22 protein-coding genes, 1 tRNA gene and 1 pseudogene are annotated in these 21020 nt (G+C 66.3%); 16 read left to right on the plus strand and 8 right to left on the minus strand.

Annotation, left to right across the window (positions count from 1 at the left end):
• The first annotated feature begins 27 nt into the window (after window positions 1-27).
• Complete coding sequence (locus tag A5678_RS01920; RefSeq protein WP_068037749.1) at window positions 28-582, plus strand: putative glycolipid-binding domain-containing protein; 555 nt, start codon at window positions 28-30, stop codon at window positions 580-582.
• Here the strand turns inward: A5678_RS01920 and A5678_RS01925 are convergent.
• Window positions 545-1489 carry a prephenate dehydrogenase gene (locus tag A5678_RS01925; RefSeq protein WP_082945339.1) on the minus strand — a complete coding sequence of 315 codons (945 nt, stop codon included), beginning with the start codon at window positions 1487-1489 and terminating at the stop codon, window positions 545-547. The genes A5678_RS01920 and A5678_RS01925 overlap by 38 nt on opposite strands.
• A gap of 131 nt (window positions 1490-1620) precedes the next feature.
• Between A5678_RS01925 and A5678_RS01930 the strand changes: the two genes are divergently transcribed.
• From A5678_RS01930 to A5678_RS01945, 4 genes are all read left to right on the plus strand, one after another.
• Window positions 1621-2142 carry a tRNA adenosine deaminase-associated protein gene (locus tag A5678_RS01930; protein ID WP_068037633.1) on the plus strand — a complete coding sequence of 174 codons (522 nt, stop codon included), beginning with the start codon at window positions 1621-1623 and terminating at the stop codon, window positions 2140-2142.
• Window positions 2143-2248: 106 nt separating this feature from the next.
• Entirely contained in the window at window positions 2249-2707 is a 459-nt protein-coding gene (locus A5678_RS01935) for a nucleoside deaminase (RefSeq protein WP_068037752.1), read from the plus strand.
• 29 nt (window positions 2708-2736) lie between these two features.
• A tRNA-Ser gene (locus A5678_RS01940) sits at window positions 2737-2826 on the plus strand.
• Window positions 2827-3457: 631 nt separating this feature from the next.
• On the plus strand, window positions 3458-3934 hold the full coding sequence (locus tag A5678_RS01945; RefSeq protein WP_197502009.1) for a CAP domain-containing protein: 477 nt from the start codon (window positions 3458-3460) through the stop codon (window positions 3932-3934).
• A gap of 63 nt (window positions 3935-3997) precedes the next feature.
• Here A5678_RS01945 and A5678_RS01950 read toward each other — a convergent pair whose 3' ends face one another.
• The gene (locus A5678_RS01950; RefSeq protein WP_068037635.1) at window positions 3998-5131 is read right to left on the minus strand and encodes a 1,4-beta-xylanase; all 1134 of its coding nucleotides are present in this window, start codon (window positions 5129-5131) and stop codon (window positions 3998-4000) included.
• 222 nt (window positions 5132-5353) lie between these two features.
• Here A5678_RS01950 and A5678_RS01955 point away from each other — a divergent pair, with 222 nt between their 5' ends.
• From A5678_RS01955 to A5678_RS01980, 6 genes and pseudogenes are all read left to right on the plus strand, one after another.
• Complete coding sequence (locus tag A5678_RS01955) at window positions 5354-5740, plus strand: DUF2237 family protein (RefSeq protein WP_068037638.1); 387 nt, start codon at window positions 5354-5356, stop codon at window positions 5738-5740.
• Between the two features lie 69 nt (window positions 5741-5809).
• Window positions 5810-7071: pseudogene (locus tag A5678_RS01960) on the plus strand (sulfotransferase).
• A 19-nt stretch (window positions 7072-7090) separates the two neighbouring features.
• Entirely contained in the window at window positions 7091-8332 is a 1242-nt protein-coding gene (locus A5678_RS01965) for an MBL fold metallo-hydrolase (protein ID WP_068037642.1), read from the plus strand.
• Window positions 8329-9078 carry an SDR family NAD(P)-dependent oxidoreductase gene (locus A5678_RS01970; protein ID WP_068037644.1) on the plus strand — a complete coding sequence of 250 codons (750 nt, stop codon included), beginning with the start codon at window positions 8329-8331 and terminating at the stop codon, window positions 9076-9078. Before A5678_RS01965 ends, A5678_RS01970 begins: the two co-directional genes overlap by 4 nt.
• Window positions 9079-9094: 16 nt before the next feature.
• Window positions 9095-9574, plus strand: a complete 480-nt coding sequence (locus A5678_RS01975) for a VOC family protein (protein WP_068037647.1) — start codon at window positions 9095-9097, stop codon at window positions 9572-9574.
• A gap of 1 nt (window position 9575) precedes the next feature.
• The gene (locus A5678_RS01980; RefSeq protein WP_068037649.1) at window positions 9576-10547 is read left to right on the plus strand and encodes an LLM class flavin-dependent oxidoreductase; all 972 of its coding nucleotides are present in this window, start codon (window positions 9576-9578) and stop codon (window positions 10545-10547) included.
• Window positions 10548-10876: 329 nt separating this feature from the next.
• Here A5678_RS01980 and A5678_RS01985 read toward each other — a convergent pair whose 3' ends face one another.
• A complete protein-coding gene (locus A5678_RS01985) occupies window positions 10877-11761 on the minus strand; it encodes a ribokinase (protein ID WP_068037650.1) in 885 nt (294 codons plus the stop codon).
• 170 nt (window positions 11762-11931) lie between these two features.
• On the opposite strand from A5678_RS01985, the gene A5678_RS01990 reads away from it, so the two are divergent.
• Window positions 11932-12930, plus strand: a complete 999-nt coding sequence (locus A5678_RS01990; RefSeq protein WP_068037652.1) for a D-2-hydroxyacid dehydrogenase family protein — start codon at window positions 11932-11934, stop codon at window positions 12928-12930.
• Here the strand turns inward: A5678_RS01990 and A5678_RS01995 are convergent, their stop codons facing one another.
• From A5678_RS01995 to A5678_RS02005, 3 genes are read right to left on the minus strand one after another with little or no spacing between them, the layout of a single operon-like run.
• A complete protein-coding gene (locus tag A5678_RS01995; protein ID WP_068037655.1) occupies window positions 12931-13545 on the minus strand; it encodes a TetR/AcrR family transcriptional regulator in 615 nt (204 codons plus the stop codon). It abuts the gene before it with no gap.
• Window positions 13542-14315 carry an SDR family NAD(P)-dependent oxidoreductase gene (locus A5678_RS02000; protein ID WP_068037658.1) on the minus strand — a complete coding sequence of 258 codons (774 nt, stop codon included), beginning with the start codon at window positions 14313-14315 and terminating at the stop codon, window positions 13542-13544. Before A5678_RS02000 ends, A5678_RS01995 begins: the two co-directional genes overlap by 4 nt.
• A 40-nt stretch (window positions 14316-14355) precedes the next feature.
• Window positions 14356-15435: a dihydrodipicolinate reductase gene (locus A5678_RS02005; protein WP_068037757.1), complete on the minus strand. Its 1080-nt coding sequence runs from the start codon at window positions 15433-15435 to the stop codon at window positions 14356-14358.
• A gap of 106 nt (window positions 15436-15541) precedes the next feature.
• Between A5678_RS02005 and A5678_RS02010 the strand changes: the two genes are divergently transcribed.
• Together A5678_RS02010 and A5678_RS02015 are read left to right on the plus strand one after the other, a co-directional pair.
• Window positions 15542-16399 carry an SDR family NAD(P)-dependent oxidoreductase gene (locus A5678_RS02010; RefSeq protein ID WP_068037661.1) on the plus strand — a complete coding sequence of 286 codons (858 nt, stop codon included), beginning with the start codon at window positions 15542-15544 and terminating at the stop codon, window positions 16397-16399.
• 8 nt (window positions 16400-16407) lie between these two features.
• A complete protein-coding gene (locus A5678_RS02015) occupies window positions 16408-16794 on the plus strand; it encodes a DUF1330 domain-containing protein (protein ID WP_068037664.1) in 387 nt (128 codons plus the stop codon).
• A gap of 1 nt (window position 16795) precedes the next feature.
• Here A5678_RS02015 and A5678_RS02020 read toward each other — a convergent pair whose 3' ends face one another.
• Together A5678_RS02020 and A5678_RS02025 are read right to left on the minus strand one after the other, a co-directional pair.
• Entirely contained in the window at window positions 16796-17293 is a 498-nt protein-coding gene (locus A5678_RS02020) for an adenosine-specific kinase (RefSeq protein WP_068037671.1), read from the minus strand.
• 87 nt (window positions 17294-17380) lie between these two features.
• Window positions 17381-18187, minus strand: a complete 807-nt coding sequence (locus A5678_RS02025; RefSeq protein WP_068037674.1) for a 1-acyl-sn-glycerol-3-phosphate acyltransferase — start codon at window positions 18185-18187, stop codon at window positions 17381-17383.
• A 356-nt stretch (window positions 18188-18543) separates the two neighbouring features.
• On the opposite strand from A5678_RS02025, the gene A5678_RS02030 reads away from it, so the two are divergent.
• A complete protein-coding gene (locus tag A5678_RS02030) occupies window positions 18544-19620 on the plus strand; it encodes an SDR family oxidoreductase (protein WP_068037679.1) in 1077 nt (358 codons plus the stop codon).
• Window positions 19621-19661: 41 nt separating this feature from the next.
• Window positions 19662-21017 carry a wax ester/triacylglycerol synthase family O-acyltransferase gene (locus A5678_RS02035; RefSeq protein WP_068037682.1) on the plus strand — a complete coding sequence of 452 codons (1356 nt, stop codon included), beginning with the start codon at window positions 19662-19664 and terminating at the stop codon, window positions 21015-21017.
• Window positions 21018-21020: the final 3 nt, after the last annotated feature.

A 21020-nucleotide genomic window follows, 5' to 3' on the forward strand; every position in this document is an offset into this window, starting at 1 on the left:
GATTCCGCCCGGCGCGTGTGGCAGGAAATGCTGACCTGGCGTGCCCAGGACGTCTCCCGGATGGAATCGGTACGAATCCAGGTGTCCGGCAAGAGGATCCGGGCCAACGGGCGAATTGTGGCCGCCGCCACCGCGAGCAACCCGGCGTTCGGTGCGTACTACGACCTGCAGACCGACGAGACTGGCGCCACCAAGCGGCTGGGGATGACGGTCACGCTTGCCGAACGGGAACGGGTGTTGTCCATCGCGCGTGACGAAGAGAACATGTGGCTGGTCACCGACCATCAGGGCGAGCGCCGGGCGGCGTACAACGGCGCGCTCGACTGCGACGTGGTGTTCAGCCCGTTCTTCAACGCGTTGCCCATCCGCCGGCTCGGCCTACACGAGCGGGCGGACTCGGTCACGTTGCCGGTGGTCTACATCAACCTGCCCGACATGGCCATCACTGCGGACCTTGTGAGCTACACCAGCACGGGCGGCCACGACGGCATCAAGCTGCACTCCCCGGTCGCCGACACCGTCGTGAGCGTCGACGACGAGGGATTCATCGTCGACTATCCAGGCTTGGCAGAGCGGATCTGATCACCCCGCCCGCCCGGCCGGCGGCGGCCAACTCCTCGCGCCAGTTTTCGTCGCCGATGACGACGTGGAAGATGTCGGAACGCGGGAAGCTGTCGTAACGCGTGCGGGCAGCGTGGCCGGCCTCGACGAGTTCGGCCACCGAATTGTTCGCGACCAGCGACTCGCGGGCCCGGCTCAGCAACTCGATCACGCGGTCGGCCGCCGGCAGCAGCTGGTCGGAGTTGCCCTCACACATCGCCCGCACCAGGTCCGGGGCGGTGGCGGCGACCCGCGTCCCGTCCCGGAACGATCCGGCGGCCAGCGCAAAGGCCAGCGGCACTTCCCCGGCGATGACCGCCAGCGCCTCGGCCAGCAGGTGTGGTAGGTGCGAGATCACGGCCGCCGCGGCGTCGTGCTCATCGGACTTGGCCGGCACTACCACCGCGCCGCACTCGAGGGCCAGCGTCATCACCATCGACCACACCACCGGGTCGACGTGGTCGTCCACGCTGATCACCCACGGGGCCGCGGTGAACAGGCCCGGGTGGCCGGCGGCCCAGCCCGAATGGGCGGTGCCGGCCATCGGGTGACCGCCGACGAAACGTTCCTGCAGGCCGGCCGCGACGACTTCGTTCAGCACCGCACGCTTGACGCTGGTCACGTCGGTCAACGGGCATGCCGGGGCCAGTTCGGCGATGTGGGCTAGCATGCCGGCCAACGCCGGCATGGGCACCGCCAGGACGATCAGCGCGCCGGTGTCGGCGGCACGGCTCAGCGTCGCCGTCAGGTCGGTGGTCGCGTCGAAACCGTCGGCGGCGGCTCCCTGCGCGCCCTCCACCGACCGGTTGTAGCCGAACACTTCCCGGCCTGCCGCCCTGGCGGCCCGCATTATCGAACCCCCGATCAGCCCTAGCCCGAGCACACACACCGGTGTTTGAGAAACAGGGCTAGCCACAGACCTAGGTTGGCACAATCCGGCGGCCGGGGTGCGTCAAGATGCTGCGGCGGTTTCGCTTCAATCTGGTCAGGGGGCCTGGTCTGCGACTACCGTAAGCGGCCATGGGAGCACAACGGGCCCCAGCCCCAGGCCTGTCCGCCGATACTCCGGACGGTTTCGGCGTGGCGGTCGTGCGCGAAGAGGGTCAGTGGCGGTGTTCCCCGATGGCCCGTAAATCGCTGATGAGCCTCAAGGCCGCCGAGACCGAGCTGCGGGAATTGCGCAGCGCCGGCGCCGTGTTCGGGCTGCTCGACGTGGATGACGAGTTCTTCGTGATCGTGCGCCCCGCGCCGTCGGGGACCCGGCTGCTGCTCTCGGATGCCACCGCCGCGCTGGACTACGACATCGCTGCCGAGGTGCTGGACAAGCTGGACGCCGACATCGATCCCGAGGATCTGGAGGATTCCGACCCGTTCGAGGAGGGCGACCTCGGATTGCTCTCCGATATCGGGCTGCCCGAGGCGGTGTTGGGCGTCATCCTCGACGAGGCCGACCTGTACGCGGACGAGCAGCTCGGCCGTATCGCCCGGGAGATGGGCTTCGCTGACCAGCTGTCGGCCGTGATCGACCGCATCGGTCGGTGATCGCGAGCGCGGCCGTAGCGATCGCAAGCGCGGTGGAGCCGGGCGCAGCGGGTCGCCACGGATGACCGAGCCGGGCGATGCGGGTCGCCGCCATCAGACCCGCTCGGTGATCGCCGACGAAGACCTGATCCGCACCGCGTTGTCGGTCGCCGCGACGGCGGGCCCCCGCGATGTGCCGATCGGCGCGGTGGTCGTCGGGGCCGACGGAACCGAACTGGCGCGCGCGGTCAATGCCCGCGAAGCCCTGGGCGATCCCACCGCACACGCCGAGATCCTGGCCCTGCGGGCGGCGGCCGGCGTGCTGGGCGATGGCTGGCGGCTGGAGGGCGCAACGCTCGCGGTCACCGTCGAACCCTGCACCATGTGCGCCGGCGCGCTGGTCCTGGCCCGCGTCGGCCGGCTGGTGTTCGGCGCGTGGGAACCGAAGACCGGGGCGGTCGGATCGCTGTGGGATGTGGTCCGCGATCGGCGGCTCAACCACCGCCCGGAAGTGCGCGGCGGCGTGCTCGCCGAAGAGTGCGCCGCTCCGCTGGAGGAGTTCTTCGCCCGCCAGCGATTGGGGTGAGGGGCCCACGGTTCGGTAAGCTGCTCGGCGGTGGCGTGTCCGAGCGGCCTAAGGAGCACGCCTCGAAAGCGTGTGACGGCTAACACCGTCCGAGGGTTCAAATCCCTCCGCCACCGCCAAAGCTTCCCGGGCATGAGGCCAGCCAAAGGTCGGCTTCGCCGTCTTCTCCTGACGCTGCGTACGCTCGATCACCTCGCTGAATTGCACCCGGCGCAGGGGGCCACGCCGTAGCCGCGTCCAGCGGCATCCTCGTCAGCAACTGAACGGACCATCGGCCACTGCGCGGGGGCTTTTGGCACTAGCTGGGGCCGGCAGTCGGCCGTAGTTTTGGTAAAGAGCGCAGAAGATTGAAGGAAGAGCTGATGCGGAAGGCGATAGCGGGCGTGTCAGCGGCAGCAGCCGTAGCACTGACCCTCGGCATTCCACCAGCGCAAGCACACACCGGCGATCCCTGTGCCGGCATCACCGATCCCGCCGCCCACCAGGCTTGCGTCGACAGAGTTCGTGATTTCTGGAAATACGAGAGACGGGCGTGCGAGGCGAGCCCTAATCACGGACAGGTCGGCCAAGTTTGTGGCTGAGTACGGCGCAACAGCGATCAGGCCATAGCTAGGTCACGCGGCCGGAACGGGCGTGGCGAAGAGCCGCCACCAATCGCAGTTTCGGAGTCGATTTTGTTGGCCAATCTCGGTCGAACGTGGATAGCATTCATTTCACGGACAACTGCAATGCGCGCGGCAAGAGGTCCACATGACGAAGAAAGTCGAGATCGTCGCCATCTTCTCGTGTTGTTGTGTCCTCACGGCGCCCGGCACAATTGCCGAATCTGTCGCGCGCGCAGACGATTTCGCTGCGGTACTGTACAACGGCGTCAACGGGCTTCGTCAGCCATGCGGACCACTCACGGACGACCCCCTTCTGCGGCTGGCGGCGCAGTGGCACGCCGACGATTTGCTGCACACCGGCCTGAGCGGCCATATCGGTTCGGACGGCTCTTCGCCTCAGACGCGCATCGCAGAAGCGGGCTATGTCAGGACCCATGCCACCGGTGAGATCGTCTACTGGGGCACCGGATCAGCCGCGAATCCCACCCAGGCCCTCGACTCATGGATGCAAAGCCCTCCCCACCGGGGGCTCATCGTGAACTGCGCTTTCACCGCCGCTGGCTTCGCCACCGCCTCGGACGGCCACAAAATGACCGCGGTGGGTGACTTCGCGGCTCCCTAAGGCCTTGTTTATGAAGCTTTTTGGTTGCTCACTTCTGCCGCTTCCTTGAGCCACGCGGCTGGCTCAGGCCTGGCTCCCGGCCAGCTTCCGGGTGGTGAGCGCTTCGATGTCCTGGAAGGGCCGGCCGTCGGGCCGGAGCAGGTCGTGGAACCAGACTTTCGGGATCGTGGTGTACGGGTGGTCCCACGATTCCCAGGGAAAGTAGGTCTGGGTTTTTCCGGCGACCAGACCCCAGTTGATCGCTCCGACGTTGTGGCGCTTGGCCACCGGCAGGATTCCCTCCACGGTGCTGCCCCGCGGCCGGGCCATGTACTCCGTGCAGAGGATCGGCCTTCCCAGCGGGGCAAGCTCGCCGATCCGGGACTCGAAGCCCGCGGGGTCCGCGTAGGAATGGAACGTGATCACATCGGCGTTGGCGAGTTGGATATCGCTGATCGCGCTGCGCCCCTGGGGTTGTCCCCAATCGCCGCGCCACACGCCGCTCGTGAGTGGCTGACTCGGATCGACCGCGCGCGCCCAGCGGAACACCTGGGGGAGCAGGTTGGCGACCAACTGATCCTTGTCGCTGCGCTCGACGTTCTTATACTGCCGCGCGGGGTTGTCCGGCTCGTTCCACAAATCCCAACCGAGAATCCGCTCGTCGCTGCGGAACTGGGTCAATACTGCGGTGACGTAGTCGTGCATGACGCCGGCGTAGCGGGGGTCGCCGAGCCGTTCGGCGCCCGGGCTCTGCACCCACCCCGAGTTGTGCACGCCCGGCCTCGGTGCGCGTTGGCGCCCCGCCCTGGGTGCCGGATCCCAGCATGAGTCGAAGAAGACGAACAGCGGTTTGATGCGATGGCGCGCGGCGATGTTGACGAACTGTGCCAGCCGCGTTTGGAAGCCACGCTGGTCCTGCGCCCACAGCTGATCATGGAGGAAGACCCGGGCCGTGTTGTGCCCGTAGAACCTGGCCCAGCCGAGCTCGGCGTCGATGCGCCGAGGGTCGAAGGTGTCCGGCTGAAACATCTCGAGCTGGTTGATGGCGTTTGAGGTGATGTAGTTCGATCCGACGAGGAAGCCTTGCGCCTGATACCAGCGGTTGGCGCGGTCGGCGGGCCATCGGCCCGCTTCCTCCGCGGAGGCGCGTGGCGCTCGCGCCAGCGCGGTGCCGGCTGCCAGCAAAAGTGGCAGCTTGAGGGCCGTTCTTCGGTGCACGATGTGACGATAAATTTTCCCGGCGATTTCCCCGGGATTTGCTCAGCGCGTCGCGCCAGCTTGACGTGGGAATTGTTATCGGCTCGTCACCCACCCAACGTCGGCCGGCCGGCCACCTACCGGATGGCGCGACAGCGCCCGCACTGCAGCCGGACAAATTTGCCTCGATGGAGATGGCAAAGTTACTTCAAACTTCACCCCCGAGAGGGCGATACTGAATCCGTGCCCGATCGAAACGTGTTAGGCGGTCCGCTCGAACCGTGCGGCGCAGAACCCGTGACCGGATATTACCGAGACGGCTGTTGCTCCACCGGACCCGAGGACCTCGGCCGGCACACGATCTGTGCGGTCATGACCGCTGAGTTCCTCGAGCACCAGCGTTCCATCGGCAATGACCTTCTGACACCGGTTCCCGAATACCGGTTCCCCGGCCTGCTGCCCGGTGATCGCTGGTGCGTCACGGCACTGAACTGGCTTCGGGCGCACCAGGACGGCTGCGCCGCACCCGTGGTCCTGGCCTCCACGCACGAGCGCACCCTCGAAGTGGTGCCCCTTGAGGCGCTGCAGGAACACAAGGTCGACGTGCCCGACGACTTGGCGAACCTGTAGGACCACGACAGATCGACGTCTAGCGTCTGTGTCATATTTCTCACGACGACACGTCGAAAAGAGGATCCGGTGGGCTCTGCCGTTGACGAGATCGACTTCGGCGACCTGACCGCGCCCAAGCTGACCGACGTCCAACGCCAGATCCTGGCCTTCACCGAATCCAAACTCGTCGACTTCGATATCGACCAGATGCTCGCGGAGGCGGTCGAGCAGGCGGGGATCGATGACCTCGACGACGTCGACGGCTTCGGCGATCGGCTCGCCGCGCACGTCGGAGCGATCGAAGCCGACGACGGTCTGCGTCAGCTCGCGCGATCGTCGTTGCGGCAACGCGTCGTACGGTTGCTGCGCAACAGGTTGTCCCTGACCGAGCTCCTCAAGAGGTATCCCGAGATCGAGACCATCCCGATCGAGCGCCCGTTCATTGTCGTGGGGATGCCCCGCTCGGGCACCACCCATCTGGTGAATCTCATTGCCGCCGACCCCCGCCGGCGGGCCCTACCGTACTGGGAGAGTCAGGAACCCATTCCCGCCCCCGGGCAGGGCCCCGACATCTTCGGGGTCGACCCCCGCTACACGCGCGCCAAATCCGAACACGATGCGCTGATGGCCAGCGCCCCGGTGGTCGCCGCCATGCACGACCGATTCCCCGAGGCGATCGAGGAAGAGGTCGAACTACTCGACCTCGACTTGGCCGCCTACGTCCTGGAATGGCATGCGCGCGTGCCCGCTTGGCGCGACTACTACCTCAGCCTGGACCAAACCCGGCACTACGCATACCTGAGAAAGGTGCTGCAGGCGTTGACCTTCCTGCGCGGTCCGCGGACCTGGGTCCTGAAAAGCCCGCAGCACTGTGAACAGCTCGGCCCGCTCCTGGCGACGTTTCCGACGCCACAGTAGCTTTCACCCACCGCGACCCCGTCGCGGTCATCCAGTCGGCGATCACGATGATGGCTTACTCCGATCGGCTGCGCCGCACCAGCATCGAGCCGGGCTGGCTGCTGGACTATTGGAGCGACCGGGTGCACCGACTGCTCGCCGCGTGCGTGCGAGACCGCGATCTCCTCCCGCCCGAACGCAGCATCGACGTCAGCTTCCACCAGCTGAACGGCAACGAAATGCCGGTGCTCGAACGGCTTTACCAATGCGGCGGTGTCGAACTGACGCCGAAGGTGCGGACGCGCTTCCAGAAATATCTGGACGGCAATCCGCGCGGCAAGCATGGCCGCATCCACTATGACCTGCGTCGGCATTTCGGCGTCACAGCCGACGAGCTGCGCAGCCGGTTCGGCTTCTACTTCGACAGGTTCGACGTCCATGCCGAGAGCTAGCCGGAAGGCAGACACATCGATGAGTTTCGAACCCGTCTACCGCAGCAGGCCCGGGGCCGAGGCCATGCGTCCCGCGGCCGCCGAACGGGCCGGCGAGATCGCGCCCGGGCTGTGGGTGTCACCGGGGCTGTCGAATTCCTACCTGCTCACCACGGGTGAGGGGCGGGTGATCGTGAACACCGGGATGGGGTTCGAGGGCCCGGTGCATCGCGCGAACTTCGATGCCGTCGACCCCTCGCCGGTGCGCTACATCGTCTTCACACAGGGCCATGTCGACCACGTCGGCGGTTTGGACAGCGTGCGCGACCCGGGGACAACCGTGGTCGCGCAGGCGAATTGGACGCTGTGGCGCGACGACAACGAACGCCTCATCCCGTATCGCGCCAGCCGCAGCGCCTTCGCGTTCAAGGAAACCCTGACCAGCGGTATCCAAGCCATCCAGCGACGCCTGGGTAGCAGCCGGTTGGCCGGCCAGAGCGTGCCGGCCGTCGACCTCGATTTCGAAGACACCCTGACCCTGGAGGTCGGCGGCCGGCGGATGGAGCTGATCTCCGTTCCCGGCGGCGAAACCACCGACTCACTGGTGGTTTGGCTACCGGATGAGTGTATCTGCCTGTGCGGGAATGTCTTCGGGCCGCTGTTTGGACACATTCCCAACCTGGTGACCATGCGTGGCGACCGGTACCGCGACGCGCTGACGGCCATCGCGTCCATAGAGCGAGTGCGCGACCTGCGGCCTGACCTCCTGGTGACCGGTCATTTCGAACCGATAGCGGGCGCCGAGCTCATCCACGCCGAACTGACCCGGCTGCGCGACGCCATCCAGTACGTCCACGATCGGACCGTCGAGGGGATGAACGCCGGCAAGGACGTCCGGACCCTGATGCGTGAGATCAACTTGCCCGCGGAATACGAAGTGGGACAAGGCTATGGAAAGGTGGCCTGGGACGTGCGGGCCATCTGGGAGAACTACTCCGGCTGGTTTCACCACGAGTCGACCACCGAGCTTTATCCGGTCGGCTTCGGCGCCGTGGCCGCCGACGTGGTCGAGTTGGCGGGGGCCGACGCGCTGGTGGACAGGGCGCGCAAGCATCTCGCCGACGACCGCCCGCTGCAGGCCATCCACCTTGCCGAACTCGTTGGGGCGGACCATGCGGGGGCGCGGCACGTGCTGCGGGAAGCCCATGAAAAACTTCTCGCCGGCAACACCAACTTCTGGGAAACCGCCTGGCTCAAAAACCAGATCGCGAGGAACTCATGACGGCACGCGTCAGCTTCGACTTCACCGGAACCGCGGCCCTGATCACGGGCGGCACCAGCGGGATCGGGCACGCGACCGCGGTGCTGTTCCGTGACGCCGGGGCCCGCGTCGCGGTCACCGGGACCAAACCGGCGGCGAACGACTACGCAGTCGACCTGGCCGGCATGGATTATCACCAGCTCCAGATCAGCGACCCGGATTCGGTGGACGCGCTGGCGGGGAAATTCACCCGGCTCGACGTACTGGTCAACAACGCCGGCGCCAATTTCCCTAATGGCCTTGATGAATCGAAGCCCGACGGGTTTGAGGCGTCGGTCGCGCTGAACCTCACCGGGCCGTACCGGTTGACGGTCCGGCTCTACCGCGCCCTGAAGGCGTCGACCGCGACCGGCGGCGCCAGCGTGGTCAACCTCGCGTCGATGTCCGCGCTTCGGGCGGTACCCCTGGTGCCCGGATACGGCGCGGCGAAGGCCGGGATCGTCTGCATCACAAGGAACCTCGCCGTCAAATGGGCCGACAAGGGGATCCGGGTGAACGCGGTGGCGCCGGGTGCTGTCGACACCCCGATGACTGCGCCCATGCACGGCTCGGCCGAATTGGTGGAGTCCGAGCTGGCGCACATCCCGTTGCGCCGCTTCGGGTCCGTCGCGGAGATCGCCCCGACCATCGCCTTCCTGTGCACTGAACAGAGCAGCTACACCAGTGGCGCGGTGTTTGTCGTGGACGCCGCGTCCGACTGCGTCTGAAAAACGAGGGAAAAACATGGCAATTGCGTTGCGGCCCGAGGACTTCTACCACGCCGGCATCATCGTGCCCGACCTCGATACGGCCATGGCCCGCCTGAGCGCCCTGGCCGGCTATCGCTGGATCACCCCGATGAGCTATACCTTGCCGTTCCGCACCCCGGCCGGCGTCCGCGAATTGACCTCGACGATCGTCTACTCCTTGCAGAGTCCGCACCTCGAGCTTGTGCAGGAGGTGCCGGGGAGCCCGTGGACGGCCGCGCCGGACAACGCGGTACACCACCTCGGCTACTTCAGTGACGACCTGGCCGAGAGTGCGCGTGCGCTGGAAGCCAACGGCTTCACGCTCGAGATGACCGCCGACGTCGCCGGCTCCGACCTCGCGTTATTTGCTTACTACACAGACGCTTTCGGCACCCGCATCGAAATCGTCGACCGTGCGCTGTTTCCCGACTTCCCCGCGTTTTTGCGGTCGATGGCCGGCCCGGGGGAGGCATGACGTGTTGCTGACGGTGCTGCGGTTCAATTTCGCCTCCCCGCACGGCGAACCACGCACGCAGAGCGGACTGTTGTCCGCCGCCCTTGAACTGGCGCAGTGGGGGGAGTCGCACGGCATCACCTCGATCAGCGTCGACGAGCACCACGCGACCGGCCAGGGCTGGAGCTGCAATCCCATCATGGCGGCCGCGATGTTCTTGGCCCGAACGTCGACGCTGATCGCCAGTGTGGACTGTGCGCTCGGCCCGCTGTGGAATCCGGTGCGGCTAGCCGAGGACATCGCGCTCGTCGACAACATGAGCCGCGGCCGGCTGCACACCACGGTCGGCCTCGGCTACCGCACGGTCGAATATGCTGCCATGGGAGTCGAATTCGCGCAGCGCGGCGCTCTGATGGACGACCTCCTGGAGCGGATGCTGTCGGTGTGGTCCGGATCCGACGCCGAAGCGGAAATCTGTACCGGCACGTGGACCCGGCCGCATCCAGCGCTTTACGTCGGCGGCGGCTCCCGCGCAACGGCGCGACGCGCGGCGCGATTCCGGCTGCCCCTCAGCCTGGCCGACCACCTTCCCGAGATCGCCGCCTACTACCGCAAGCTGTGCGCCGACGCGGGCATGACGCCGCTCATTCTCATGCCGGGGCCGGTCAACCGCGGAATGATCTTTCTACACGAGGACCCGGACCGGGCATGGGCCGAACTCGGCGACCACATCCTCTGGGAGGCGGTCACTTACGGCGGATGGTCTGCCGATCAACGCTCACTGATGCATTTGCCGGGCGTGCAAACGCTTGACGAGGTCAAGGCGTCGGGCCGGTACCGCTTCCTGACTCCCGACGAGTTGATCGCGGAGGTGCGCGACGCCGACAACTACGGCCCGCTCGTCATGCACCCACTGGTCGGTGGGATGCCCGTCGACGAAGCGTGGAAGTCGATCCAGTTGCTCACCGACAAGGTCCTGCCCGCGCTCAGCTAACTCGCGAGACTCCCGATTGCGCATGCGGATAAGGGGTACGCGGCCAGTCATGAATGTTGAGGCTAAAAGGATGCTGGCGCTTGTCGGTGGCGCCGCCACGATCGGTTTTGCGGCCGCCTTCAGTGGCGGTGTGGGCACGAACACATTGGCAAGCAACCCGCCCGCGGCGCCGCCGGTGCCCACGTCGTCCAGCCCGGCACCACCACCGCCACCCCCCGTTCCCGGCGGAACCTACGGTGGCGGCGGCACCGGCAGCACGGGAACGGGTGGAGGCGCCGCCGGGGGTGCTGGCGGAGGCGCCGGTGGGGGCGGGGGCTGAACCGTCTCGCTCAGGCCCTGAGCTCGCTGAGGTCCGGCCGCCCGCCGAGGCGCTGCACTGTGGCGCTGGCGGTCGCCGACGCGCGCCTACCCGCTTGGGCTGGTGAGGCGCCGTCGCGCAGCGCGGAGATGAGCCCGGCCACGAAGGCGTCGCCGGCGCCGGTGGGATCCACCACCTCGATGTCTGAGAATTCGAACAGCTCGCTACCGCCGTGCCAGGCCAACAGATCGCCGACCTCGGGTACCGCCAGGGCAACCAGCTCGGGCCCGCACGTCAGCAGGTTGTCGGCCAACGCAAACGCCTGCTCGACGGAGGCGACCTCCTCGCCCGCGATCAGCGCGGCCTCGGTGGCGTCGGCACGTATCACGTCCACCGACGCAAGCAGTTCGGCCCGAATCTGTGGAGCCGGGACGCCATCGGCCACCACGCGCAGTCCCCGCTCCCGCGCGCGCTCAGCCGCCTCCAGTGCGGTGGCCGGGGGTTGCTGCAACTGAACCGAGACGGTGTCGGCGCTGTCCCATGAAGCAGCCGCATGGTCCAGGTCCGCCACCCGAACCAGCGAGCTTTCCGGCACGTCCTCCAGCAGCAGCCGCTCTGACGGTCGCCCCACCACATCGATCAAAAGCGCTGTCGTGCCACGGCGGACGACACCTCCGATGTCGATGCCGTCCCGTTGAGCCTGCCGCAGCACCGACGTCCCCGCATGGTCGTCACCGACCACGCCGATGAGCGCGACCGGCACTCCGAGCTGGGCCAGCCCGACGGCCTGATTGGCGCCCTTGCCACCGAGCACCTCGGTGCGTTGCAGGATCGTGGTGGATTTGCCGGGCGCCGGCGGCCCGTCGGTACGCAGTACCAGGTCTCGCGCGATCTGGCCGATGACCACAACACCCATGGATACTAGAGTGCCCATTTTTGAGCGCCCCACCGTTTCGGGCGGCCGCCGACGGCAACCCTGCCGTAAGTGATGGCGGGCGGGAGGCGACAGATGGTCCAGGAACCGGCCGGGAGCACGATCGGCCTCGCGCTTCGGGTGCCGGACGCGGTCGGTGCTTCAATGTGGAGATGGGTGACCCCACGCCCCAAGTGGCGATACTGGACGACTACGCCGGCGCCGCCCTGCGGCTTACCGACTGGTCACCGGTGCAAAACCGCTCGCGGGTAACGGTTTTCAACCGCCATCTTTCCGAGGATGAAGCGGCGGAGACGCTGCGCCCGTTCGACGTGGTCTGCACCCTGCGGGAGCGGATGGCGCTGCCGCGGACGCTGCTCGAGCGGTTGCCGAACCTGAAGCTGATCACGATCGTCGGCGCAAGCCTGCCCAACCTGGACATGGCAGCGGCCACCGAACGTGGCGTGCTCGTCGCCCACACCGACTTCGCCCATCCGCGATTCCGCTCCGTGCACGACGCCACTCCGGAATTCGCCTGGGGACTGCTCATCGCCACGGTACGCAACCTGGCGGAAGAACACCGACGCATGCGAGGCGGCGGCTGGCAGGTGACGACGGGACTCACGCTGTCCGGTAAGACGCTCGGGTTGATCGGCCTCGGCCGCGTCGGAAAGCGGATGGCCGAATACGCGAAAGCCTTTGGCATGGAGATCATTGCCTGGAGCCAGAACCTCACCGCGGACACCGCTGCGGCGGCCGGCGCGCGTCGGGTCGAGAAGGCGACGCTGTTCGAGGAGTCCGACGTGGTCTCCGTACACGTCGTGTTGTCGGAACGCACCCGCGGGCTCGTCGGCGAACCGGAGCTGGCGCTGATGAAGCCGCACGCATATCTGATCAACACGTCGCGGGGCCCGATCGTCGACGAGGCAGCGATGATCGCCGCCCTCGAAGCCGGGCGCATCGCCGGTGCCGGGCTCGACGTCTATGACGTCGAACCGCTGCCGTCGGATCACCCGTTGAGGCTGCTCCCCAACGTGACACTGTCGCCCCACCTCGGGTATGTCACCCGCGAGATGCTCGGCGCCTTCTACTCCGACACCGTGGAGGCGGTGGCCGCCTGGCTGGACGGGTGCCCGATCCGGATCGCGAACCCCGAGGCGTCGCGCGGGTGATCAGGAGCGCCCCGGTTTCCAGTGCGGGCTCTTGACCGCCTCGAGCGCTTCGGTGACGTAGCGATCCAGCGGCCACGGGCGACCGGACTGACGCACCCACTGCTGGAAACCGAAATCGGCTGCCGCGAAAGCGAGTTGGACCAGCAGGCCGGGGCGGAGGTCGACGTCGGGGTTCACGCCCATGCGCTCGGCGATGAGCTTGGCCGCCCGCTCCTTGTCGGCGGGCGTGTGAACGGTCACCTTACGGAGCAGATCGGGGGCCACCAGCAGCGCCTCCCGCCACTCGTCGGTGTCCGTCTGCTCGAACGATCGGGTCCGCGTGATGATGGCGTTGATCAACGCGACATCGGGTGGCTCGTTGGCGGGCCGCTGCTCGAGCAGGTTGACGATCGCCGCGCCGCCGTGGCGAACGGGCGCGAGCAGCAACTCTTCCTTCGTCGGCACGTGCCGGAAGAAGGTCCGCGGCGATACGCCTGCGGCAGCCGCGATCTCCTCCGTCGTCACGGCGTCGTATCCACGCTCGACGAAGAGCCGGAACGCCGCGCGCCGGATGTCGGCCCGGATCTGCGCTCGCTGCCGATCGCGCAGCGACTCTCCTCTGGCGGGGATGGTCACCGGAAGCAGCCGATTCCACCGTCGACGTGAATGGTCTGCCCGGTGATGAACGTCGCGTCGCCGCCCAGCAGGAAGGCCACCAGCGCGCCCACGTCGGTGCGGACATCCCCGATCCGCTTCATCGGCACCCGACCCACGGCTTTCTCGTACTCCTTGGGTGCGAACGACTTCCAGAACTTGACGCCGTCGGATTCGGCGAACGGGCAGATGACGTTGACCCGGATGTTGTCGCGTCCCCACTCCAAAGCGGCGACCTTCGACAGGCCGCGGATGGCCTCCTTGGCGGCGGCGTATCCGCCCCAGTTCGGTTCGCCGCCGGTGCCGGTCCCGGACCCGAGATTGACGATCGACCCGCCGCCCGCCTCGACCATGACGGGGTGCACGGCCTGCATGAGCAGGAACGTCGCCCGCGGGCCGACGTCGTGACCGAGCGCGAAGTCCTCCGTGGTGATGTCGACGAACGCCTTGGGCTCGTTGGTGGCTATCGCATTGTTGACCAGGCCGTGCACGGTGCCGAAGGCGTCGACCGCGGCCGCCACAATCCGTTGGGCGCTGTTCGGGTCGCGCAGGTCGGCGGTCAGTTTCTCGACGCGTCCCAACGAAGACAGTTCGACGGTCGTCGTGCCGAGCAACTCGTCCTGGATGTCGACCAGCAGCACCGCCGCCCCGCGTTCCAGCAGCGCGGCGGCGGTGCCCTTGCCCACGCCTTGCGCGGCGCCGGTGACGATCGCGACATGGTCGCGCATCGAGGAAGGGTGGCTGTAGGTCATGCGGCCGGTACATCCGACAGGGAGACGTTGTGGATCCCGGTCATGACGCGGCGAGGCCGGGCGCCGGGCGGCCCGCGAACATCGGCAGGTCGAGGTAAGTCTTGATGCCGGGTTCGGCGGCGCAGACCTCGGGGATGGCGTTGACGCAGTGGTTGGCCGTCGCCACCACGCCCGGATTCTTCACCAGCCCTTCGGCGATCGTCTCGGGTTGCAGGCCCTTGAAGGTGAGGTTCACGGTGGGGTCGCCGGTGATCTCGACCTCGAAGCGTTCGCCCCGGCCGCCGAAATCCCAGGCGGGCTCCAAATTTTCCTCACCCATCAGCCAGTTGACCGCCGCCGAGATGACCGGCTCGCCGTCTACCAGGGCCTGCCAGCGGAACCGGCGCGCGGCCACGGTCCCAGTGGTGATCGGGAACGGGGCGTAGTCGATGTCGGCGGTTGCCACGGCGACGTCCTGGATCGTCCTGATGTTCGGTTCGATGCGAAATCCCATGTGGTCGGCAATCATTCGCACCGACTGCTTGAAGCCGGCCTCGAGCAGGCCGGCCATGGGTCCTTGCATGGCTTGCTCGGGGGTGCCGCCGAAGCCCATGATGTGGCGCACGACGTCCGGGGCGTTGTAGGTGCGGATGTCGGAGAATTCCTCGGCCCGGATGTGGGTGACGGCCGACGAGAGCGACGACAGCATCAGCGGGAATCGTTCCGTGATGCCCCCGGGATGGATCCCCGAACCGTGCAGCGTCACCCCGGCTTCGACCGCCGCGTCGGCGACGGCCTGGTGCCGGCGGTTGCCCGGATCGGGATAAACCCAGCCGACGGGGGTGACGACGTTCTTGCCGGATCGCAGGATCGCGATCACCTCGTCGTCGTCGGGCACCAGCGGGCTGTACATGACGCAGTCGGCATCCAGCGCCAGAATGTCGTCGATGCTAGATGTGGCGGTGATACCGAGGTCCTCAGTTCCGAGGATCCGACCGACGTCGACCCCGTTCTTTTCGGCGCTGTGCACCCAGCAGCCCGCCAACTCCAACTGCGGATGGTTCACGACGCACGCGATGGCCGCCTTGCCGACGCCTCCGGTCGCCCACTGAATGACACGAAGCTTGGACGGACCACTCATCTGCTGACCTCCGAATTGCATGCCTTTACACGCCCACGACCGGACTGGCACAGTATGACCGGCTGACAGTGACTGTCAACATCGACTGCGAGTGGGAAGGCCTGTCATGAGCGTGCTGGACGGCAAGGTCGCGATCGTCACCGGAACCAGCCGTGGCGTGGGTGTTGGCATCGCCCACGAGCTGCTGCGCGCCGGCGCCACCGTCATCGGCTGCTCGCGTTCACCGTTGGACGCCATCCCCGGCTGCGAGACCGACTGGGCCTCCCGAGCTTCTCAGAAGGTCTGCGACCAAGGGGACTACCGCGCGATCGACTCCTTCGTCGCCGACGTCGTCGCCGAGCACGGCCGGATCGACATCCTGGTGAACAACGCCGGTGGGACCGTTCCGGCGCCGCACGTCGAAAGCATTCCCGAACTGGTGCAACGCATTCAGGGGGCGCCGCCCGGCGACGACGAATACGAGCGCACGGCGCTGTTCCACGCGTACGCGGTACAGATGAACCTCATCAGCCCGCTCTGGTTCGCCATCCGCACCTACCGGCAGATGCGCACCCAGGACGGGGTCGGCTGCATCATCAACATCTCCAGCGGCGCCGGGCATCCGGCGGGATCGCCGACGTTGGTTTCCTACGGCGCGGCCAAGAGCGGGCTCAACCATCTCACCCGGTCCCTGGCCGAGGAGTGGGGACCCAAGGTGCGGGTCAATTGCATAGCGCTGGGACCGACGATGACCGAGAACTTCCGGTCTTTCGTGCTGCCCAAGGACGATCCAACGGGCGCAAAATATTTCGCCGCGGTTCCGCTGCGGCGTGCGGGCGACCCCGCGGAGGTGGGCCGGGTCTGCGTGTTCCTGGCCGGTGGGGAGGCCGACTTCGTCAACGGCACCACCATCGAGCATGACGGCGGCATGCTGCCCGGCGTGCTGTACGAAGCGGGCCTGAAGACCATCACCGATCTGCTCTAATCGTCACCATGAGCAGTACCTTGGAGCCCACCGCCGAGCAGTTCAAGGCCCTGGCCGCCCGGCCAGCCGACGCACCGGTGGTGATGGTCAACCTGTTGAAGTTCAAGACCCCGGGTGGTCTGGAGTCCTACCGGCGCTACGGGCAGGAGGTCGTACCGCACCTGCAGCGAGCGGGTGCCACCGTCCGCTATGCGGGGACGGCGCCGGCCTTCGTGATCGGTGATGGCGAAAGACCTTGGTGGGACGCCATTCTCATCGTTGAATACCCGACACCGCAGGCGTTCGTCGACATGGTGACTACCGCTGAGTACGCTACAGTGCACGAGCATCGCGCCGCGGGGTTGGAGCGCGGTGATCTGATCGCGACGTCGGTATGGTCCGTCGCGGCAGACTGACTCAGAGCTTGTAACCGATAGCGCGCAGCAGATCGTGGCGCTCGGCCACCTCGCGATCGCCTTCCACTCCAACAGGCGTCTGTCCGTCGATGACGCCCACGATGCCGCGACCGCGCGGAGACACCGCGACAATGACGTCAACTGAATTAGCTGTGGCGCAGTAGATCCCGCATACCTCGGGCACCGCTTTCACGGGATTGAGGACATTGACCGGAAAGCCCTCACGCAGGAAGATCACGAAGCTGTGTCCGGCCGCGATGGCCAGCGCGGCGCGTGTCGCCAGTCCGACCAAGTCCGCGTCGTTGCCGCTGCGGCGGACCAACCGCGGTCCGGACGCCTCGCAGAAGGCCACGCCGAACCGCAGCGACGGGCTCACGCCGGCCAGTGCCTCGTGCAGGTCTTCGACCGTTTTGATGAAATGCGCCTGGCCGATGATCACGTTGACATCCCCTGGCTTGTCAACGGGCACCACATCCCAGGTCAACGAAGGTGTCGTCACGAATCCATGCTGCCACCTATGCGTTGCCGAAAGACATCCTTAACGGAAGATTCTTCGGCGGATTGACCATGGGCCTTGCCCCATTCTTCAGCCCAATAGGGGTAACCGGCGCTCGTGGCCCAGCCGGTCCAGCGCGGTTTGCATCACCGAACGCACATGGGCGTCGACCTCGTGGACATCGGCATTCTTGCCGAACTGCGCGGCGACGTCGATCGGCTGCAGAATCTGGAAGACGACCTTGACGGGTAAAGGGATGTTGGCGGGGAAGAACATCGTCAAACCGAAGGGGATGCCGACAGTAACCGGCAAAATTTCCATGCGGAAACGCTTGAGGCCTAAACGTTTTGCGAGCAAGTTACCCCGAGTGACGAAGAGTTGGGTTTCTTGCCCCCCGATTGAGACGGCGGGCACGATCGGCACGCCGGCCTCCATAGCGGTGCTGACGTATCCGGTACGACCGCCGAAATCGATGACGGTCTGCCTCAGGGTTGGCCGGAAAGCGTCATAATCCCCGCCGGGAAACGCCAGCACGATCGCGCCTGAACGTAACGCCGCGGCAGCGTTTTCCCGGTTGGCATGAATGACGCCGAGCCGGCTCAGTGACGCGCGAAACGGCGTGAAGAACACACCGTAGTGGGCGAGGGTGAATAACGGGCGGTCATAGCCGAACCTGCCGTAGATCGCAGGGGCGAGAATGTTCCAATCAGGCGTCAGTACACCTCCGGAGTGGTTGGACACCAGCAAGGCGCCGCCCTTCGGTGGGACGGTCTCCAAGCCCCTCACCTGTGGTCGGAACCATCTCCTGATGACAGGCGTGACCGCGTTGATCATCAGCTCGGTGAAGACGGGATCCCATTTGGCGATCTCGGGATGCTCTGCCTCGTTGCCGTTCATGACTTCCCTGCGCTGTCTTCAGGTGGGACATCCATTCAGCAGTATCTGCGATCGTGCGCCGCCTCAGTGTCAGCGGACTCAACTGAGGACCAATGGCCGTTGTGCAGGGTCAAAAGACCCGCCCTAACACCGCCCGTATTCGATAGCATCGCTCGTCGAGGGCACCCTTTGGTAAGGGAAAGAGCGATGAACGCCTTACTATCTCACCACTATCTCACCGGGGAAAGACGCTCAGCGCCCGCCCATTGGTGATGGGCACGGTATCCAGAGAGCCCGCCTCAGGTAGCGCCGCGAGGTTCAGACTTTGCCCGCCGCCACCACTTTGGTAATTATTCGACCGGCTAGGGAGTGCAGCGATGACCGTCCTGATGACCGGATTTCCCGGCTTTCTCGGTAGCGCGTTGCTACCGGGCATTCTCAAACGCACAGGAGATTCGGCGATCTGCCTGGTGCAGCCTAAATTCGGCGCGCTGGCACAGCGACGCGTGCAGGAACTGAGCTCTGCGGAACCGTTCCTCGAGGGGCGGATCGAGCTGGTCGAGGGCGACATCACCGAACCGGGTCTCGGCGTCCTTGCAGACACCCTCACCGACGTCACCGAGGCATGGCACCTGGCCGCCGCATACGACTTGGCGGTTCCCCGCGACGTAGCGGTTCGAATCAACGTCAACGGCACCCGCAACGTTCTGGACGCGCTCGAGCGCTCTGCCCGTCTGACGCGCTTGCACTACTTCAGCACCTGTTATGTCAGCGGCCGGTATGCGGGCCCATTCAGCGAGGACGACCTCGAAGTAGGTGCGCCGTTCAACAACCATTACGAAGAGACCAAAAGCCTCGCCGAGCAGGACGTGCGCTCGCGAATGTCCGCAGGCATGCCCGTGACGATCTATCGCCCCTCGATCGTCGTCGGCGACAGCCGCACTGGGCAGACGCAAAAATTCGACGGGCCCTACTTCGTGATGCAGTGGCTACTGCGACAGCCCCGGTACGCGATCCTCCCGATGGTGGGTGACCCCGATATGACGCGCGTCAACGTGGTCCCACGCGACTTCGTCGTTGACGCGGTCGGATATCTGAGCGGCCTCTCCGTTTCCGAGGGACGCACCTATCAGCTGGCCGATCCGCGTCCGCTCACGGTCGATGAGATGTCGGATACGCTCGCCGAGGCGACGGGGCGCAAACTCCTCAAGGTCGCGCTGCCCCTGAAATTGACGAAAGCATCACTAGCACACGTTCCGGGGCTCTACCGCTTCATGCGGATCCCTCCGGAAGCGGTCGATTACTTCGCCCAACCCACCTTCTACTTGACCGATCATTGTCGAGCCGATCTCGCCGGCAGTGGCATCGAGCCGCCCGCCTTCCGCAGCTACGTCGATAGGCTCGTGGCCTACATGCGCAGCCATCCCGACACCGGCTCGGCGGCGATGTTCTAAGAGGGCCTTCGCCCCGGCGTCAGTCGAGGTCTAATTGGTGCATGGAACTGATGATGCCCACCGACGCGATATTTCTGCTGGGAGAGTCGCGGGAACATCCCATGCATGTCGGCGGTTTGCAGTTGTTCGAGGTGCCCAAGGGCGCCGGCCGCGGCTTCGTACGTGAGCTCTACGACCGATTGGTCGCGCAGGATGATTTTCAGCCCACGTTCCGCAAGCATCCCGCGACGTTCGTCGGCGGAATCGCCAACCTGGGCTGGTCGTACGACAAAGACGTCGACATCGACTACCACGTCCGACGCTCGGCAGTGCCGTCGCCCGGGCGGATCCGTGAACTGCTCGAGCTGACCTCGCGGTGGCACAGCAGCCTGCTGGACCGTCATCGTCCGCTGTGGGAAACGCACATCATCGAGGGGCTCAAGGATGGCCGGTTCGCCGTCTACACGAAGATCCACCACGCACTGATCGACGGTGTCTCCGCGCAGAAACTGATGCAGCGCGCGTTGTCCACCGACCCCGACGATCCCGAGATCCGCGCACCGTGGAGCCTGCCCAAAAGCAAGCGCAAGCGCAACCCGGTGAGCCCGCTGACGTCGGCACTGCATGCGGCGGGATCCCTCGCGTCACTTGCTCCGTCGACACTTTCGCTGGCCCGGTCGGCGCTGTTCGAGCAGCAGCTGACGCTTCCTTTCGGGGCCCCGCGCACAATGCTGAACGTCAAGATCGGCGGCGCCCGCCGCTGCGCCGCGCAGTCCTGGTCGTTGGACCGCATCAAGAGCGTCAAGAAGGCCGCCGGCGTGACCGTCAACGATGTTGTCCTGGCGATGTGTTCCGGCGCCCTGCGCTCCTACCTGCTCGAGCAGAACGCGCTGCCGGACACACCGCTCATCGCGATGGTCCCGGTGAGCCTGCGCACCGAAGACGAGGCCGATGCCGGGGGAAACCTCGTAGGCGCCATCCTGTGCAACCTCGCCACCGATACCGACGATCCCGCACAGCGATTGCAGACCATCAGCGATTCGATGCGCAGCAACAAGAAGGTGTTCTCGCAGTTGCCCCGATTCCAGGCGCTGGCGCTGTCCGCCGCCAATACGTCAGCGCTGGCGCTGGCGGCGGTCCCGGGCTGGGTGGCGTCGACGTCGCCGCCGTTCAACATCATCATCTCGAACGTGCCGGGGCCCACCCAGCCGATCTACTACGGGGGCGCTCGGCTCGACGGCAACTATCCGCTGTCCATCGCGCTGGACGGACAGGCGCTGAACATCACGCTGGCCAACAACGCCGGAAACCTGGACTTCGGTCTGGTGGGTTGCCGGCGCAGCGTGCCGCATCTGCAGCGTCTGCTCGCGCACCTGGAGTCCTCGCTCAAGGACCTGGAACGGTCGGTCGGGTCCTGAGCG

The organism is Mycobacterium sp. E2733 (assembly GCF_001667585.1).
Lineage (GTDB): Bacteria > Actinomycetota > Actinomycetes > Mycobacteriales > Mycobacteriaceae > Mycobacterium.

Excerpts from the sequence above, each read along its gene's own strand:
- A5678_RS01945 (WP_197502009.1), top strand. The coding sequence starts at position 3,458 with ATGACGAAGAAAGTCGAGATCGTCGCCATCTTCTCGTGTTGTTGTGTC.
- A5678_RS02010 (WP_068037661.1), top strand. The coding sequence starts at position 15,542 with ATGAGCGTGCTGGACGGCAAGGTCGCGATCGTCACCGGAACCAGCCGT.
- A5678_RS02015 (WP_068037664.1), top strand. The coding sequence starts at position 16,408 with ATGAGCAGTACCTTGGAGCCCACCGCCGAGCAGTTCAAGGCCCTGGCC.
- A5678_RS02035 (WP_068037682.1), top strand. The coding sequence starts at position 19,662 with ATGGAACTGATGATGCCCACCGACGCGATATTTCTGCTGGGAGAGTCG.
- A5678_RS01965 (WP_068037642.1), top strand. The coding sequence starts at position 7,091 with ATGAGTTTCGAACCCGTCTACCGCAGCAGGCCCGGGGCCGAGGCCATG.
- A5678_RS01920 (WP_068037749.1), top strand. The coding sequence starts at position 28 with ATGCTGACCTGGCGTGCCCAGGACGTCTCCCGGATGGAATCGGTACGA.
- A5678_RS01990 (WP_068037652.1), top strand. The coding sequence starts at position 11,932 with ATGGGTGACCCCACGCCCCAAGTGGCGATACTGGACGACTACGCCGGC.
- A5678_RS01985 (WP_068037650.1), bottom strand. The coding sequence starts at position 11,761 with ATGGGTGTTGTGGTCATCGGCCAGATCGCGCGAGACCTGGTACTGCGT.
- A5678_RS02000 (WP_068037658.1), bottom strand. The coding sequence starts at position 14,315 with ATGACCTACAGCCACCCTTCCTCGATGCGCGACCATGTCGCGATCGTC.
- A5678_RS01975 (WP_068037647.1), top strand. The coding sequence starts at position 9,095 with ATGGCAATTGCGTTGCGGCCCGAGGACTTCTACCACGCCGGCATCATC.
- A5678_RS02030 (WP_068037679.1), top strand. The coding sequence starts at position 18,544 with ATGACCGTCCTGATGACCGGATTTCCCGGCTTTCTCGGTAGCGCGTTG.
- A5678_RS01930 (WP_068037633.1), top strand. The coding sequence starts at position 1,621 with ATGGGAGCACAACGGGCCCCAGCCCCAGGCCTGTCCGCCGATACTCCG.
- A5678_RS02025 (WP_068037674.1), bottom strand. The coding sequence starts at position 18,187 with ATGAACGGCAACGAGGCAGAGCATCCCGAGATCGCCAAATGGGATCCC.
- A5678_RS02005 (WP_068037757.1), bottom strand. The coding sequence starts at position 15,435 with ATGAGTGGTCCGTCCAAGCTTCGTGTCATTCAGTGGGCGACCGGAGGC.
- A5678_RS01970 (WP_068037644.1), top strand. The coding sequence starts at position 8,329 with ATGACGGCACGCGTCAGCTTCGACTTCACCGGAACCGCGGCCCTGATC.